Raw genomic sequence first — 15,564 nt, forward strand, 5'->3', positions numbered from 1 at the left:
ACAGCGTCAGCGCACCTTGTACAACACCGACGCACGCGGCCGTAGTTCGAACATCGGCACGGTCTGCTGCGTGGCCGCGGTGCCCTTGGCGTCCGACACCAGGGTTTCGGTGGGGCGGTCGTCCTTGCGGCTCATCGTGTCGATCTGTTTGGCGATGACGGTGGATCCGGCTTTCACTTCCGGGTTCCAGGCGAGCACGCACAGGCGGCCGTAGAACACGGCCGGCGCTGCGGCATCCAGGCGGCGGTCGGGGCACATCACCAGGCCGCGTTCCAGCATCACGCGCAGCGCGCCAACCGGTACGGCCCTGACGGTGGGTGCGGTGCGTTCGGTGCTATGGCCGGGGGCAGACGGTGGCCGAGCGAGTGAGCATGTCTTCGACCACTTGGGGGTCGGACTGCGCCAGCGCCGGCAGCGCCGCGGCGGACAGGGCAAACACGGCGAGAGCGGATTCCCGGGGCATCTGACAACTCCTCATGAGGTGAGACTCCAACGCTGCAGCCCATTGGTACCCCAACTGCTGCCAGTGACGCGCCCGGATTCTGGCTACCGTTGCGTTAACGCTGCGAAGGCGTGCGGGCGGCGCGAAAGCATGCAAGTCACGCTCTGGCCCGCCGCATACATCCCGCTGCCGGGCGTGCTGTGCCGTGGCGCGTAACACAATGGCCGCTAACGCCTTCAGCGGCTGTCAGGAGTCTCCCGATTGAGCGCCAGCAGTGCCCCGGTTAGCGTGCGCGCACGTACTCAGCTGGAATACTCCATGGAACGCGCCGACCTCATCGCAGCAGTGCTTACCGGCATGCGGCGCGCCGAAGATTTCCGCGCGCAGGCCTTGATCTACAGCACCGCGCACAGCCAGCAGATGGAGGTCGACCACGGCAAGGCCGCCGATGCCGAGCTGTTGCTGTCGCTATTTGCGTTCACTCCCGAGCACCTCAAATTGCTGGGCACTGCAGGTATCGAAAAGCTGGGCGAAATCGTCTGCCACGCGTGGGCCTTGAACGGCGGCAACAACGAGGCGCTGATCGGCTGGTTCCGCAAACCCATGAATGCCCTCGATGGCCAGACCCCTTCCGCGATGGTGCGCAGCGGCAGTCTCCAGGTGTTGCTGTTGGTGTTGCGGCAACAACTGGAATGGGAACTGCCGCGCTCTGTCTGATGACCGACCGAGAACGCCAACCTTGGCCATGTGGCGTGTTCAGTGAAGTGCGTAAATCTCGAGATGCGTTGCACGTGCTTAGTGCTACGTGCAACGCGATGATTCCAGGCGCCTACCGTTTCGGTCGCGCCACTGCGTACATGTCTGCGGCGATCTTTTTCATCAGCGCGTCGTTGTCATCGCCCTCGACGTAGAGATCGAAGTGGCTGCGGCCTTCCAGGTAGCGGAAGTCGCTCTTGGCGCCCAGGCCATCCAGCACCGCCTGTAATTCATGCGCCGCACCATCCAGGTAGAACGTGTCGGCGGTGCCGACGATCACATGGATCACATGGATCTTGCCGTCCAGATCCGGCTTGAGTGTGGGCCACTGTGCGGCCACGCCCGGAGCAGGTTAAGTGGAACCCGGGCCCGACCTGGCCCCACCACTCACCGATACGGCCCCGGCCCGCGCCAGACCGGTTCGCCCTGGCGGTAGACCTCCATCATGTTGATGACCTCGCGGGCATCGCCGATGGACTTCAACTCCGGCGAATCCGGCGGCAGCAGGCGGCATTTGCTGGAGCCGCGTTTGAGGGCAACATCCAGCGGGCAGATCATGCGTTGCTGGGTGCCGGGCAGGATGATGGCGATTTCCTGCATGCCCTGTTCTTTCCAGGCGCGCAGCTGGGTTTCGCTGCGCACCTCGTAATAGACCTGGAAGCCGCCGATATCCATGCTGGGCTGGGCGTTATTGCGGTCGTTGCGGCGGCCCTGGCTGATGGTGGGGGTGTTGGCCATGCCGTCTTCGGCGCCGTCGGCAGGTTCTTCGAGCATGCCCGGTGGGCGACCGGTCCAGGTTTCCGGGCGGCTCTGGGTAGATGCCGCAGGCGGGGCCGGCGGTTGCGGCGGGGTGGGCCGTTGCTGGCGACGGGGCTGGCGGCGCTCGGCCAGGCTGCCGGGCGCAGTGCTGCCTTGCGGCGGCACCGGGTTCTTGGCTTGCTGCACCAACGTAGACTGCACCGGCGAGGCAGCCGGTGGCGGCTGCACCGGCGTGGGTGTCGGCGTCGGTGGCACAGGGGTGGGCGAGGGCACCGGCTGATCGGGCTGCGAGGTGTCGCCGACGAAATCCACCTTGATGCGTCCACCGCTGGCCGAGCCTTGCGGCGGAGTCATGGTGGGAGTGGAGGCCGACAGCAAAATCAGCGCCATCAGCACGTGCAGCAGCGCGCTGGTCAGCGCGGCAATCCACGGTTCGATGCGTTCGATCAGCGGTTCGGTGCGTGGCAGCCAGTCGCTGGCATCCAGATGGACGTGCAGCACCTGCAGGGCGTCGTCGCGCACGCGGTAGACCAGCACGTACGGAGTTTGCTTGACCACCCACTCGCGGGTACCGGCTACGCGTCCATCGCGGCCGCGGCCGGGTTGTTCGGCCAAGGTGCGGGTGGCGTCCAGCACCTGCCGCGCCATCGCGGCGGCAGCGGTTGGGTTGAGCGCGTGGTAGTGATCCTGGGCGTGTGCAAGCTGCGTGGCGGCCGGGACGGTCCAGTCACGCCGTAACATCAACGCCCCATCTGGCGAACAGTGCGCTCACCTGTGCCGGCGCCGTCAACGCGCCCTGATCTGCCGCGGCAATGCCGTCCTGCACCGCGGCCTGGAAGCTGGCATCGGCCACCACGCGAACCACGTCGCCCCATCCGGCCGTCTCGGGCAGCGTGTCGATCAGCGTATGGGCGTATTGCTTGATGGCGGACATGGCACTGCGGTGGGGAGCACTGCGCGCAAGTCTACCCGCGCAGCTGCTGTTCGCGTGTGGCAACCGCCGGCGTGCGCTCGCGGCGTTCACCGGGCGGGCGGCGAGCGCATCCGCTGCCGCGGTCTCGGTGGCGCATCGCGATTTCGCAGGGTCGGTGCCATGCGACCGCCTGCAACGCTGCCGCCTGCAGAAAGTGACACTTGGCACCTTGTTCGCGTCCTTGGCTGGTTTCATTCTGCCTCTGTCGCTTCACCTCACCCGCAAAGGACTCGCCATGCTAGCTGCTGCCCTCGCACCACTAACGCCGTATCTCTCAATGGCTGCCATCGGCTACTTCTACTACCGGCGCATCCGGCGCAGCTTCGGCCGGCAGCAGTGGAAGCCGGTGGCTACGGCGGTGCGCAGCGTGGTGCTGCTGATCGCGGTGGCAGCGCTGGCGTTCGCGGTCTACGGGTTGCCACAGGTGCGGGTGGGCATTGCCGCCGGCACGCTGGTCGGCATCGGGCTGGGCGCGCTGTCGCTGCGCTATACGCATGCCGAACGGGTGGATGGCCAGGGCTGGTACACACCCAATCCGTGGATCGGCGGCGGCCTGATGCTGGTGTTGCTGGGGCGTCTGGCCTGGCGCTGGGCCGACGGCGCGTTCAATGCGGGCGCAGCGGGGGCCGGTTCGCAGGCCAGCCCATTGACCCTGGGAATTGCTGCGGCACTGGTGCTGTATTCGTTGGTGCACGTGGGTGGGCTGTGGTGGCGCCTGCGCCAGTTGCGCCTGCAGGCCTAACCCATACCGGGCGCTTTAGACCTGCGAGCGAAACGGGCGCACCAGCATCTCGCCCAGCTTCTGCCGCAGCGGCCGTGCGCGCCAACGCTCCAGCGTGTAACGCTCGGCCTGCTGCAGATCGTGCTCGAAGGCAGCGGTCATCTGTGCGGCCAGCGCGCGGTCGTAAACATTCAAACTGGCTTCGTCGTTGAGCCGGAACGAGCGGATGTCGAAGTTGGTGGAGCCCACCGACACCAGCAAGCCATCGATGACCAGCAACTTGGTGTGCAGCATGGTGGGCAGGTATTCGTGGATGTCGATGCCGGCCTGCAGCAGCGGCTCCCAACTGGCTTTGGACGCCAGCCGCACCGAAATCGCATCGATATGCTTGCCCGGTAGCAGCACGCGAATGTTGACGCCGCGGCTGCGGGCTTCCAGCAGCGAGCGGGTGATCAACGCATCGGGAACGAAATACGCCGCTGCCAGGTCGATCGAGGTACGCGCGGCGGCAATGGCGATCAAATACATCAAATGCATGCTTTCGCTGCCGCCCGAGGGCGAGGCCACAAACAGCTGCGCGTCGCTGTCGCCTGCCGGTGCCAGTTCGGGGTAGTAGTCGGTGCCATTGAGCACGCGGCCGGTGGTCTTGATCCAGTTGTCGTTGAAGGCGGTTTGCACCTGCGCCACCACCGGGCCTTCGATGCGGTAATGCGAATCGCGCCAGTGCTCCGGGTCCTGCGCATTGCCCATCCATTGGTCGGCCACACCCACACCGCCGGTGAAGCCAACGCGGCCATCGATCACCAGCAGCTTGCGGTGGGTGCGGTTGTTGACGCGGTGCAGGTTGTACCAGGTCAGCGGACGGTAGCGATGCACTTCCACGCCAGCCTCGGTCATGGCCTCGACCAGCGCCGGGTCCATCTTCAGGCTGCCGCCCCAATCGATGGTAACGCGCACCTTGACCCCGGCACGCGCACGCTCGGACAGCGCCTCACTGACCTCGCGGCCGATCTCGCCGGACCAATAAATATAGGTTTCGAACGTAATGGTGCGCTGCGCGCCGCGGATGGCCGCCAGCATCGCCGGAAAGATCTCGCGCCCGTTATGCAGCACCTCGATCTTGTTGCCGGGCAGAATGGTCGGGCCCAGCAACACCGACATCTCGCGTTTGAACTGCGGGTCGGCGACGTCGTAGCAGTGACTCGGAATGTGCTGCAACTTCTTCTCGGGCGTGGCGAAGTTGAGCGCCAGCAGACCCACCACCAACGTGCTGATGACCGTGGCCACGATGATCCATGTCATGCATCCAACTCCCGTTCCCGTGCCACCGCGGCCTCAAGCGGCCGGCATTCTGGCAAGGGTGACGGCATGGGGGTTGTGAAAGGTCGAACGGCGGGGCGCGCTGCAGTGCGCTGCTATTGTTCACGGCATGAGCAAGCCCGCCGCGATTCGCTGCAAGGCCACGTTGCTGGAGCCGGCAGCGCCTGCCGGTGCGGATTGGCTGTTGCTGTCATTGCCTGCAGCCGCGAGCGCTAAGTTGCCGAGCCGCAGCATGGTGAGCGTCACCGGCATGTTTGCCGGGCATCGGCTGCAGACAACCTTGCAGCCAGACGGGCAGGGTGGGCATTGGCTCAAGGTCGACAAAGCGCTGCGGCAGGCTGCCGGCGTGTCCGCCGGCCAGACGGTGGCGCTGGAGATTGAGCCAGTTGCCGAAGAGCCCGAGCCGCTGGTGCCGGACGATCTGCATGCGGCGCTGGCAGCGCATCCGGCCGCGCGTGCGAGCTGGGACGACATCACTGCCGTGGCGCGGCGCGACTGGATCTTCTGGGTTGTGTCTGGCAAAAAAGCACAGACGCGTGGCCAACGCATCGCCACTGCGTGCGACATGCTGGCGTCCGGCAAACGCCGTGCGTGCTGCTTCGATCGTTCCGGGATGTACCGTAAATCGCTTGCGGCACCCACGCCGAAAGCGGGCTGAAGCGACCGGCGTGGTGCTTGATTTGCGGCTGTATATGCGCCGAAATGCTTACATGCGTCACACAAGCGCGCACCTATACTCCGGGGCTGTCCCACCGCAGAGGTTCTGACCGCATGAGCGCACCCCCATCGTCTCCGATCGCCGCCGGTTCTGGCACAGCTTCCGGTAGCCTTCGCCGCTCGGTGTCCAACACGCTCAAGGGCTCGGCCGGTAACCTGGTCGAGTGGTACGACGTTTACGTCTATTCGGTGTTCGCCACCTACTTCGAGTCGCAGTTCTTTTCCAAGGAAGACAAGAACGCCACCATGTTCGTGTGGGCGATCTTTGCGATGACGTTCTTGATGCGGCCGATCGGTGCGTGGTATTTCGGCCGCTTCGCCGACCGTTACGGCCGCCGCCTGGCGTTGACCATTTCGGTGTCGATGATGGCGCTGTGCTCGTTCGTCATTGCCATCACGCCGACCGTGGCGACGATCGGCATCGCTGCGCCGATCATTTTGTTGATGGCGCGCCTGCTGCAGGGCTTTGCCACCGGTGGCGAATACGGCACCAGCGCCACGTACATGTCTGAAGCGGCGATTCCCGGCCGGCGCGGCTTCCTGTCGTCGTTCCATTACGTAACGCTGGTAGGCGGCCATGTGCTGGCGCAGACCACCTTGCTGATCATGTTGCATTTCTTCGATGCGCCGCAGGTCTCCGAATGGGGCTGGCGCGTGGCGTTCGGTCTGGGCGGCATTGGCGCGTTGGTGGTGTTCTGGTTGCGCCGCACGATGGACGAGTCGCTGAGCTCCGAATCCATCGCTGATTCGCGTACCGGCAAGGCCAAGGCGTCCGGCTCGATGCGCGAATTGTTCGTCAATCAGTGGCGCCCGTTGCTGCTGTGCTTCCTGATTACCGCCGGCGGCACGATTGCGTTCTACACCTATTCGGTGACCGGGCCGAAGATGATCCAGACCGCGTTCGCCGGTGGCGACGTGATGGCCGGCACCATCATCAATCTGGTGGCGCTGACCGTGCTGATGTTGATGCAGCCCATCGGTGGATGGTTGTCCGACATCGTGGGGCGCAAGACCTTGCTGGTGTTCTTCGGCATCGGCGGCGTGCTCTACACCTGGTTCCTGGTGATGGAACTGCCCAAGCAGACCGATTGGCTGACCGCATTCGCGATCCTCACCGTGGGCTTTGTGATCCTGACCGGCTACACCTCGATCAATGCGGTGGTGAAGGCGGAATTGTTCCCCATCCATGTGCGCGCGCTGGGCGTTGGTCTTGGCTATGCGTTGGCCAATTCGGCATTTGGCGGAACCGCGCCGTTGCTGTATCAGGCCTCGTTGAAGACCGGCCACGTGACCGAGTTCGTGATCTATGCAACTGCGGTGATTGCAGTGTCGTTGGTGGTCTACATGTTCTTCCTGACCAACAAGGGCAGCAATTGGCTGGACGATGAAGCGGCGATGCATCAGCGCAAGCGGTGAACTTTTGCCCTTCTCCCATCGGGAGAAGGTGCCCCGTAGGGTCGGATGAGGGTATGCGCGAAGCCTCGTGTAGTTGAGTCGTGTAGTGGCCTCGCCCCATACCCTCACCCCAACCCCTCTCCCGAGGGGAGAGGGGCTAACGGCGGCCGTGTATCGGCGTTCCCATGGGGATACGGCGCCTTTTGCGCAAACACGCTGTAACGCAGCCCAATCAAACCCAACAACGCCTCATCACGATGCGCGCCCGCCGGCACGTTACCCACACGCGTCAGTGACGCATCCAGTCGATCACGTAGCGCATCCGGCCCAGGCAATGGCCGCTTCTGCGCAACCTGCTGCCGGTAGTGCGCAGCCACCTCGCGCAGAATCGCGTCTACCGCATCGCGGCTCGACAAAGGCAAACCGTGCCGCGCGCTGCGTAGCTGCAGAATGTTCAAGCCCACGCGGACTTCGTTGAGCATATCTACCGACGCCAGGTCGCTGCCTTCCGGTGTCAACGCCAGCCGTGGTGCAAGCAAGCCGAGCAGATCCAGCATGCGTGCGGCAAATTGCTGGCGATCCTGCGCGCCGTGTCCATCGGCGGCATCTGCCAGCGTGCGCCAGCCCTGTCGCACCAGGCGGCGTGCGCTCCATTCGGCACCCACCGAGCGGAACAGACGCGTCAACACCACTGTAAACCCAATCCCCAGCACCATCGCTATCGCGGCATTGACGAAGCTCTGCAGGTTGGCGCTATAGGTGTTCTGCAGGCTCAGCAGCGCAGTGAGGTTCACCACCAGCGGCAGTGCGATCAGCATGCTCTTGGGCCGATGCAGCAGCGCGCCCAATGGCAGGAACCCCGCCGCCAGCACCAACACCAGCATCGGGAAATCGTGGATGGCCGGGAAGATGCCGAACAGATAGATGCCGGCGACGACGCTGGCCACCACTGCCCAGATCAGGAACGACAGCATGCTGGGCGCGGGGTCGTCCTGCGCGGCGAAAAAAGCAGCAGTGACTGCGGCCATCATCGCGCCGTTGCCACCGCCCTCCCAACCGATGCCGATCCACAACACGCAATACGCCATCAGCGCGAAACCGGCGCTCAGTGCGGAAAACGCGGCCATGCCGAAATCAATGTGGCGCAGTGTGCGTGCAGGTGCAGATACATCAGACACCTGTGGCGAGGGCCAACGCGATTGCTGCGGCGACGCGTCGGACGTTGAAGAAGGCAGCTCAACATCGTGCTGCGTTGCGTCCAACTGCACAGGCGAGCGTGCAGGCGCAGCTTTGCCGCGCCACCAACCCAGGCGCTGCAGCAGCGACACAGCGATTGCAGAACGCGGAGTTGCATTGTCCGATGTATTCTCGGTCTGCATGGATGCCGCACCTGTCGTAGACGGCATTGCACGCAGCGCAACCGGGGCGGTGCCCTGCACCAGCGCCTGTTGCAGCGCGCGGCAGTCTTGCCACAGGTCAAGCAGCTCTTGCAGGCGCAGCAGCAGACTATTCAGCAGCAGATGATCAATCGCCTGGTCCACCACCGGGCGCAAGCCGTCGATGCGGGCACGCACTGCATCAGCCTTGGCATCAGCATTAGCATCACTGGCGTCGTCTTCCTGGTCCACCCACGCAGCAACATCCTCCAGCAAGGCCGCAAGCGCCGACGCATGCGCCGCACCATCGCGCTGCAAGGCATCCAGGCGGTCGGCAATCGACGACAGCACTGGCAGCAGCATCAGCATGCGCGCGCGTAATTGCTCCAGCGTGGGAGCGGCGCCGGCGTGGCGTGGGTCATCGTGGCGCACGAAGGCGATCAAGGCTTCGAACTGCACCAGATCGGCCGCCAGCCGATTGCGTGGCGCCTGCGATGGGCCGCGCTGCAGCACCTGGCGGCACCACTGCGCGGCGTCCTGCATCCAGTTGCCGATCCGCGCGGTGAGCATCGGCTTGACTGAAGCCGGAAACAACAGCGACGCAAACAGCACTGCCATCACCGTGCCCAGGATGATCTCTTCGCTACGTGCCACCACCGTATCGAAGATGCCTTCGGGTGTGTTCACCGCCGGAAAGCCGATGAAGGCGGTGGTGTAGCCAGCCAGCAGAAACGCATAGCCACGCGGGCCGCGATTGAGCAAGGCCAGGAACAGGCATACCGAAAGCCACAACGCCATCGCCGCGCTCAGCAGCAAGGGCGTTTCCACCAGATTCGGCAGCATCACCAAGGTCGCCACGCCGGCCATCAAGGTGCCGAGCACGCGGTACACGCCCTTGGCGCGGGTGGGGCCGAGCAGCGGTTGCGACACGATGTAGACCGTGGCCATCGCCCAGTACGGCCGCGACAGATTGCCCGCCAGCGCGACATACAACGCCGCGATCGAGGCGGCGAAGGTCTTGACTGAAAACAGCCAGGCCTGGCGATCGCGCAGTAACGTGCTCATCGCGCAGCCGTGGCAGCCGTGCCTTCCCAGCCGCCGCCCAGCGCCAGAAATAGCTGGATCTGATCCTGCGACACCTGCGCCTGTGCGTTGGCCAGCGTCATGTCGGCGGTGGCCAGGGTGCGCTCGGCATCCAGGCTGGACAGGTACGGCGTGCGCCCACCTTGATACAAGCGCCGGTTTTGCGATGACGCCAACTCGGCCTGCTGCTGCGCCTGTTCCAGCAGATGCAGGCGGTCCATGTCCTGCGCATAGCGCGACAGCGTGGTCTGCACTTCGCGCAGGGCCTGCAGCACGGTATTGTCGAATTGCGCCAGCGCAGCATCGGCGCCAGCTTCGGTAGCGCGCACGCGTGCATGCGCACCGCTGGAGGGCAGCGTCCAGGAGATCAGCGGGCCGAACGACCACGCATGCGTGGCCGGCTCGCCGAAGTCCGCCAGCAGGCCGGTGGCGCCGATCGAACCACCCAGGCGGATGTCCGGATACAACTCGGCCGTGGCCACGCCGATGCGCGCAGTGGCGGCTGCGAGCCGGCGCTCGGCCTGGCGCACATCCGGGCGGCGCGCCAACAGCGCGCGGCCATCGCCGATGGGAATCGGTTGCTGCACTGCAGGCGCGTGCGCGCAGCTGTCCACACCGGTCGGTACCTCGCCGGGCGTCTTGCCCAGCAGCGCGGCCAATTGGTAACCGGCGGCCTGGCGGCGCGCGCGCAACGGCGGCAGCGACGCTTCCAGCATCGCCACCTGCGCGGTGGCGCGCGCCAGATCGGGCGGCGTGCCGCGGCCGGCAGCGATCAGGCGTTGGATGATCTCGCGGCTGTGCTGCTGCAATTGCAGCGAATGCTCGGCCACCTGCAGCTCATGGTTGGCGTTGCAAATTTCCACATAACTGCCGGCCACCTGCGCGGCCACGCTGACGCGCGCCAGATCGATCGCCGCCTGCGCCACCTGGGTATCGGCATGCGCGGCCTCGGCGCCGCGTTGCAGCTTGCCGAATAGATCGAACTGATACGACACACCGAACCTGCCATCGGCCAGGTTGAACACCGGCAGCTTTTCTTCCTGCAAAAACGCTTCGGCCGAGACCTGTGCGCGGCTGACGCCGGCCTCCACCTCGTAATCGAAGCCGCCGGCATCCATGGCCTGCTCGTAGACCGCAGCGGCGCGGCGCAGGTTGGCGCCAGCGACCTTGAGCTCAACGTTGTCGCGCAGTGCTTGCTCGATCAGGCCATCCAGCATCGGATCCTGATACAGCGCCCACCAGCGCGCCGGCAGCGCCGCGCCGGGTTGTACCTGGTCGTTGCCGGTATCAAGGAACGCAGCATTAGCGGCCGGCCGCTGGTAGGCCGACTCCGCCGGCACGGCGTAGTTGGGGCCGACCGTGCTGCAGGCACTTAGCGTGGTCAGCAGTGCGGCCAATCCCAGCGGACGAAACACAGTGCGGTTCATGGTGCCGCCTTGGCCTGCGCACGGGCAGGCGCGGCGGCCGGGGTTGCGTTGGCCGTGTCGGGCAGGATGCTCACCGTGGCGGTGCGCCCGGCGATCAAGTGCACATGCGCCGGCACCTGATCCAGTGCGATGCGCACCGGGATGCGCTGCGCCAGCCGCACCCAATCGAACGCCGGGGTGACATTGGGCAATGCGCCAGCGCTGCCGCTGCGGTAGCGGTCTTCGATACCTGCGGCGATGCTCTGCACATGTCCGTGCAGCGTGACCGGCTCGCCCATCAGCTGCACGTCCACGCGCTGGCCGGGGTGCACGCCCTGCAGGCGGGTTTCTTCGAAATAGCCGTCGACACGGAACGAACCGGTGTCCAACACCGCCACCACCGGGCGCCCGGCAGTGACGTAATCGCCCACGCGCACGGTGCGGTCGCTGACATGACCATCGGCTGGGCTGCGCACTTGAGTGCGGTCCAGGTTGAGCTGGGCCAGGTCTACCGCCGATTGCGCGGTGGCCACCGCCGCCTGCGCCTTTTGCACATTGGAGCGGCGCACTTCGGCATCTTCGGCGGCGACCAGATCCTGCAGGCTGCGATCGCGCGCAATCTCGCGGCGCAACTGGGTCAACGTGGCCTGGCGCTCGGCCAATGCGGCGCGCGCCTGTTCCAGGGCAATCGCGTAGCGCGCGCGGTCCACCACGAACAGCAACTGCCCGCGCGTGACCGGCTGGTTGTCTGCCACCGCCACCGACTCCACCAACCCGGAGACATCCGGCGCCACCTGCACCAGATCGGCGCCCACGTGCGCATCGCGCGTCCACGGCGCCTGCATGTAATAGCGCCACAGGTGCTGCAACACCAACGCGGCCACCACCACCATTGCCAGGGTCAGCAGTGCCGGCCCCGCGGTCTTGATCAGCTTTTTCACGATTGCATCCAACGGGTAAGGAAAAAAAGGCCGCCCAGCAGCGCGATGTACAGCGCAAGGTTGAACAGCGCCGGGTGCCAGATGTAGCGATACGCACCGGCGCGGGTCAGCAGCGCGGCAACCGTGCTGTTGAGCAGGTAGGCCAGCGTCATCAACGCCAGCAAGGTGGGCACGAACACACCGTAGAGACTGAATTCGCCGTACATCGGGCACATCCTGGGGAAAGAAACAGCAACGCCCGGCGCAGCGCGCCAGGGCATCGAACAGGTCACAACGGGCGCCGCACCCGACGCCGACAGCCGACTCAGTCGGCCTGGCTCAGCCGCGCATGCGCCTGCGCGATCTGCTCCCACAAGGTCAGCACCACCTGCACGTCGGCATCGCTGAGCGTGCCGAACACCTCGGCGCGCAGCGCATCCAGGCGGATCTCGATACGGCCGGCCAGCGCCTGGCCTTCCTCGGTGAGCCACAGCTGGTTGGCACGGCGGTCGCTGCTGTCGGCTTCGCGGCGCAGCAGGCCCTGGCCTGCCAATTTGTCCAGCAAACGCACCAGTGAGGGGCCTTCCATGCCCAGTTGCTGGGCCAGCGCCACCTGGCGGATGCCGCCACCGGAGCGGCCGATCATCAGCAACGGGCCGGTGCAGGCGCTGGACAGGCTGAATGTGGCAAATGCCTGGTCGGCCAGCCGTTGCCATTGGCGGGCAGCGACCAGCAGGCCGGAGCTGAGCTGGGCGCGTGGAGAAAGAGGAACTTTCATAATAGATAGTATGCTATCAATTCATAAATGAATCAATAGTCACTGAATATTTGCAAGCTGGCAAACCCGCACCTGAGGCAGCCGCTCCGTCCTCAGGTACCATGCTCGCCCCCTTTGGGTGCACTTGCATGAGCCAGTCCGACCAGCCCGATTCCTCCGTGACCCAAGCCCAGGCCGAAGAGGCCGTGCGCACCTTGTTGCGCTGGGCGGGCGAAGATCCGACGCGCGAAGGCCTGCTGGACACCCCACGCCGGGTGGCAGAGGCCTATGGCGACTGGTTCAGCGGCTACCGCATAGAACCGCGCGAATACCTGGAACGCACCTTCGAAGAAGTGGCCGGCTATGACGAACTGATCGTGCTGCGCGACATCTCGTATGAAAGCCATTGCGAGCACCACATGGCGCCGATCATCGGCAAGGTGCACGTGGGCTATCTGCCGCGCGGCAAGGTCGTCGGCATCAGCAAGCTGGCCCGCGTGGTGGAAAGCTACGCGCGCCGCTTCCAGGTGCAGGAAAAGATGACTGCGCAAATCGCCCAGTGCATCCAGGACGTGCTGCAACCGCTCGGCGTGGGCGTGGTGGTGGAAGGCGCACACGAGTGCATGACCACCCGCGGCATCCACAAGCGCGACGTCAGCATGGTGACCTCCAAGATGCTGGGCAGCTTCCGCGAAGACGCGCGCACCCGCGCCGAATTCCTGCAATTCATCGACGTGGGCGGCAAGCGTTGAGGCAGTCGCAGCAGCGCCTATGAAACATCAGGCACGTATCGCAGGCTACCGGCAACTGCGCGAGCAGCCGGTGTGGAAACTGCTTGCCGCCGACCACGCACCCGAGTTGATCGGCCTGCTGCAGACGGTGCTGATGGATGGCGAACGCCGCCTGCCTTCGGCCGTATTGCACGCGCGTTTGCAGCGCCAGCTGGATGCCTTGCGCGCCGACGAGCTGTCGCGCGAACTGCCGCGCACCGCGCAGGCGTATCTGGCGCATTGGTTGGCACAGGGCTGGCTGGAACGCCGCCTGCCCGAAGGCGCCACCGAAGAAGAATACGAACTCTCGCGTGCCGCGACCCAGGCCATTCGCTTCATCGTGGGCTTGCGCGAAAGCAGCAGCAGCGCTACCGAAAGCCGCCTGTCGCTGGTGATCCAGCAACTGGTGCAGCTGGCCGGCCAGACCGAAGCCGATCCGGAAGTGCGCCTGGCCGCCTTGCGCGACGAACGTGCCCGCATCGATGCCGAAATCGAACGCGTGGCCTCCGGCCGCGTGGCGGCATTGGATGGCAAGCGCGCGCTGGAACGTGCCCGCGACCTGATTCATCTCTCCGACGAGCTGGCCCAAGATTTCCATCGCGTGCGCGACGACTTCGAGCAGCTCAATCGCCAGTTCCGCGAGCGCATCATCGACGACGAAGGTGCGCGCGGCGATGTGCTCGAACAACTGTTCAACGGCGTGGATGTGATCGCCGACAGCGAGGCCGGTCGCACCTTCGAGGCGTTCTGGAGCCTGCTCAACGACACCCAGCAAAGCAGTCAACTCGATCAAGCCCTGGACGCACTGCTCGCACGCGGGTTTGCGCGCAAGCTCGATCGCCGCGAACGCGCGTTTCTGCGCGGGCTCACCGGCACGCTGCTGGAGCGCGGCGGCGAGGTGCACATGGTGATGCAGCACTTCGCGCGCAGCCTGCGCGGCTTTGTGCAGAGCCGTGGTTATCTGGAGCAGCGTCGGCTCAATCAATTGCTCAAGCAGGCGCAGGGCGAAGCCTTGCAACTGCGCGACAGCCTGCATGCCACCACCGCCACCGGCTACACGCAGGCGCTCAGTGGCAGCCGCCTGCGCTCGTTGTCGCAATGGCGGTTGCACGACCCGCGGCTCACCCAGGTGGACGGACGTGTGCAGGCGGCCGATGCGGCCGAGATCTCGCTGGACAGCGTGGGCGATCTGGTCGCGCAATCGGAGATCGACGTGCGCAGCCTGCGCCGCGACCTGCATGCGCTGCTTGGCCAACGCCCGCGGTTGAGCATCGGCGATGCGCTACAGCAGCGCCCGGCGATCCAGGGGCTGGGCAGCGTGATCGGATACCTGTCGCTGGGCACGCGCCACGGCATGGTGATCGAAGGACAGATGGAAACGGTGCAATGGGAAGGCAGCGACGGCGCCGTGCGGCGCGCGCGCATTCCCTTGGTGTGGTTTACCCGGGAGAAACGCAATGAACTGGTCTGAGCAGCTGCCGTCCGACAAATACGAGGACGACGAGGACGCAGCCGACAGCACCCCGCCGCTGCGCGCAAGCGATGCGGCCGGCGATCTACCAGGCGGTGCGCTGTTCCTGGGCGACACCGGCACGCTGCCGTTCGACGCGCGGCGCGCGCTGTGCCAGTTGCTGGCAGGGCCCAGCATCGATGCGCAACGTCACGGCGCGCTCTGGCCGGCGTTGCTCCGCAACGAGGTGGCGATCCGTCAGTTGTTGTGCGAGCTGTTTCTGGAGTTGGTGCTCGACCGCGAGGGCGGGGTGGCTTTCACCCGCCAGGCCGACACCGCCGAACTGGAATCGCCCACCTTGCTGCGTAGCGCGCCGCTGACCTTTATCGAATCCGTGTTGCTGCTGTTCCTGCGCCAACAACTGGCCGAGGCCGATACGCGCGGTGAGCGCGCAGTGGTGGACGAAGCGCAGCTGGTGGAAGCCTTGTCGGTGTACGAAAAGAACGTGTCCACCGATCGGGCGGGCTTCGCGCGGCGGGTGATGACGGCGATCGGCAAGATGCGCGACAACCAGCTGCTGTCGCGCTTGCGCGGCAGCGAAGAGCGCTACGAAGTCTCGCCGGTGCTGAAGTTGTTGTTCTCTGCAGAGGATGTGCAGGCGTTGGTGGTGGCCTATCGTGGTTTGCGGGAAGGGGATGTGGCTCTCGAGTAATGTTCCG

General features: G+C 65.4%; 15 protein-coding genes and 2 pseudogenes. 7 read left to right on the plus strand and 10 right to left on the minus strand.

The window, feature by feature from the left end; translation table 11 throughout:
• Window positions 1–6: 6 nt before the first annotated feature.
• Window positions 7–439: pseudogene (locus NX05_RS07145) on the minus strand (hypothetical protein).
• Window positions 440–760: 321 nt separating this feature from the next.
• Here NX05_RS07145 and NX05_RS07150 point away from each other — a divergent pair.
• Complete coding sequence (locus NX05_RS07150; protein WP_039432096.1) at window positions 761–1,159, plus strand: DUF2384 domain-containing protein; 399 nt, start codon at window positions 761–763, stop codon at window positions 1,157–1,159.
• A gap of 112 nt (window positions 1,160–1,271) precedes the next feature.
• Here the strand turns inward: NX05_RS07150 and NX05_RS07155 are convergent.
• From NX05_RS07155 to NX05_RS07165, 3 genes and pseudogenes are all read right to left on the minus strand, one after another.
• Window positions 1,272–1,538 (minus strand): annotated as a pseudogene (locus NX05_RS07155) (enterochelin esterase); the annotation flags it as partial.
• A 47-nt stretch (window positions 1,539–1,585) separates the two neighbouring features.
• Window positions 1,586–2,698, minus strand: coding sequence for a type II toxin-antitoxin system RelE/ParE family toxin (locus NX05_RS07160; protein WP_039432058.1), 1,113 nt, complete (start codon window positions 2,696–2,698; stop codon window positions 1,586–1,588).
• Window positions 2,685–2,891, minus strand: a complete 207-nt coding sequence (locus NX05_RS07165; protein ID WP_010364297.1) for a hypothetical protein — start codon at window positions 2,889–2,891, stop codon at window positions 2,685–2,687. The genes NX05_RS07160 and NX05_RS07165 overlap by 14 nt, the downstream gene beginning before the upstream one ends.
• A 274-nt stretch (window positions 2,892–3,165) precedes the next feature.
• Between NX05_RS07165 and NX05_RS07170 the strand changes: the two genes are divergently transcribed.
• Window positions 3,166–3,672, plus strand: coding sequence for a CcdC protein domain-containing protein (locus tag NX05_RS07170; RefSeq protein ID WP_039432094.1), 507 nt, complete (start codon window positions 3,166–3,168; stop codon window positions 3,670–3,672).
• 15 nt (window positions 3,673–3,687) lie between these two features.
• On the opposite strand, the gene NX05_RS07175 is transcribed toward NX05_RS07170, so the two are convergent.
• Complete coding sequence (locus tag NX05_RS07175) at window positions 3,688–4,953, minus strand: phospholipase D-like domain-containing protein (RefSeq protein ID WP_039432056.1); 1,266 nt, start codon at window positions 4,951–4,953, stop codon at window positions 3,688–3,690.
• Window positions 4,954–5,080: 127 nt separating this feature from the next.
• Here NX05_RS07175 and NX05_RS07180 point away from each other — a divergent pair, with 127 nt between their 5' ends.
• Window positions 5,081–5,629: a YdeI/OmpD-associated family protein gene (locus NX05_RS07180; RefSeq protein ID WP_039432054.1), complete on the plus strand. Its 549-nt coding sequence runs from the start codon at window positions 5,081–5,083 to the stop codon at window positions 5,627–5,629.
• Between the two features lie 113 nt (window positions 5,630–5,742).
• The gene (locus tag NX05_RS07185) at window positions 5,743–7,104 is read left to right on the plus strand and encodes an MFS transporter (RefSeq protein ID WP_010364289.1); all 1,362 of its coding nucleotides are present in this window, start codon (window positions 5,743–5,745) and stop codon (window positions 7,102–7,104) included.
• Window positions 7,105–7,208: 104 nt separating this feature from the next.
• Here NX05_RS07185 and NX05_RS07190 read toward each other — a convergent pair whose 3' ends face one another.
• From NX05_RS07190 to NX05_RS07210, 5 genes are all read right to left on the minus strand, one after another.
• Window positions 7,209–9,524: an FUSC family protein gene (locus tag NX05_RS07190; protein WP_039432052.1), complete on the minus strand. Its 2,316-nt coding sequence runs from the start codon at window positions 9,522–9,524 to the stop codon at window positions 7,209–7,211.
• Window positions 9,521–10,969 carry an efflux transporter outer membrane subunit gene (locus NX05_RS07195; RefSeq protein ID WP_039432051.1) on the minus strand — a complete coding sequence of 483 codons (1,449 nt, stop codon included), beginning with the start codon at window positions 10,967–10,969 and terminating at the stop codon, window positions 9,521–9,523. Before NX05_RS07195 ends, NX05_RS07190 begins: the two co-directional genes overlap by 4 nt.
• On the minus strand, window positions 10,966–11,889 hold the full coding sequence (locus NX05_RS07200) for an efflux RND transporter periplasmic adaptor subunit (RefSeq protein WP_039432049.1): 924 nt from the start codon (window positions 11,887–11,889) through the stop codon (window positions 10,966–10,968). Before NX05_RS07200 ends, NX05_RS07195 begins: the two co-directional genes overlap by 4 nt.
• Window positions 11,886–12,104, minus strand: coding sequence for a DUF1656 domain-containing protein (locus NX05_RS07205; protein WP_017114550.1), 219 nt, complete (start codon window positions 12,102–12,104; stop codon window positions 11,886–11,888). The genes NX05_RS07200 and NX05_RS07205 overlap by 4 nt, the downstream gene beginning before the upstream one ends.
• An 89-nt stretch (window positions 12,105–12,193) precedes the next feature.
• Complete coding sequence (locus NX05_RS07210; protein ID WP_017121816.1) at window positions 12,194–12,646, minus strand: MarR family winged helix-turn-helix transcriptional regulator; 453 nt, start codon at window positions 12,644–12,646, stop codon at window positions 12,194–12,196.
• A 128-nt stretch (window positions 12,647–12,774) separates the two neighbouring features.
• On the opposite strand from NX05_RS07210, the gene folE reads away from it, so the two are divergent.
• From folE to NX05_RS07225, 3 genes are read left to right on the plus strand one after another with little or no spacing between them, the layout of a single operon-like run.
• On the plus strand, window positions 12,775–13,377 hold the full coding sequence (folE, locus tag NX05_RS07215; protein WP_010381258.1) for a GTP cyclohydrolase I FolE: 603 nt from the start codon (window positions 12,775–12,777) through the stop codon (window positions 13,375–13,377).
• A 19-nt stretch (window positions 13,378–13,396) separates the two neighbouring features.
• Window positions 13,397–14,866, plus strand: a complete 1,470-nt coding sequence (locus NX05_RS07220) for a DUF3375 domain-containing protein (RefSeq protein WP_039432044.1) — start codon at window positions 13,397–13,399, stop codon at window positions 14,864–14,866.
• The gene (locus tag NX05_RS07225) at window positions 14,853–15,557 is read left to right on the plus strand and encodes a DUF4194 domain-containing protein (protein WP_039432042.1); all 705 of its coding nucleotides are present in this window, start codon (window positions 14,853–14,855) and stop codon (window positions 15,555–15,557) included. Before NX05_RS07220 ends, NX05_RS07225 begins: the two co-directional genes overlap by 14 nt.
• The last annotated feature ends 7 nt before the right edge of the window (window positions 15,558–15,564 follow it).

The sequence above is a fragment of the Xanthomonas vasicola genome (assembly GCF_000772705.2).
Taxonomy (GTDB): Bacteria; Pseudomonadota; Gammaproteobacteria; order Xanthomonadales; family Xanthomonadaceae; genus Xanthomonas; species Xanthomonas vasicola.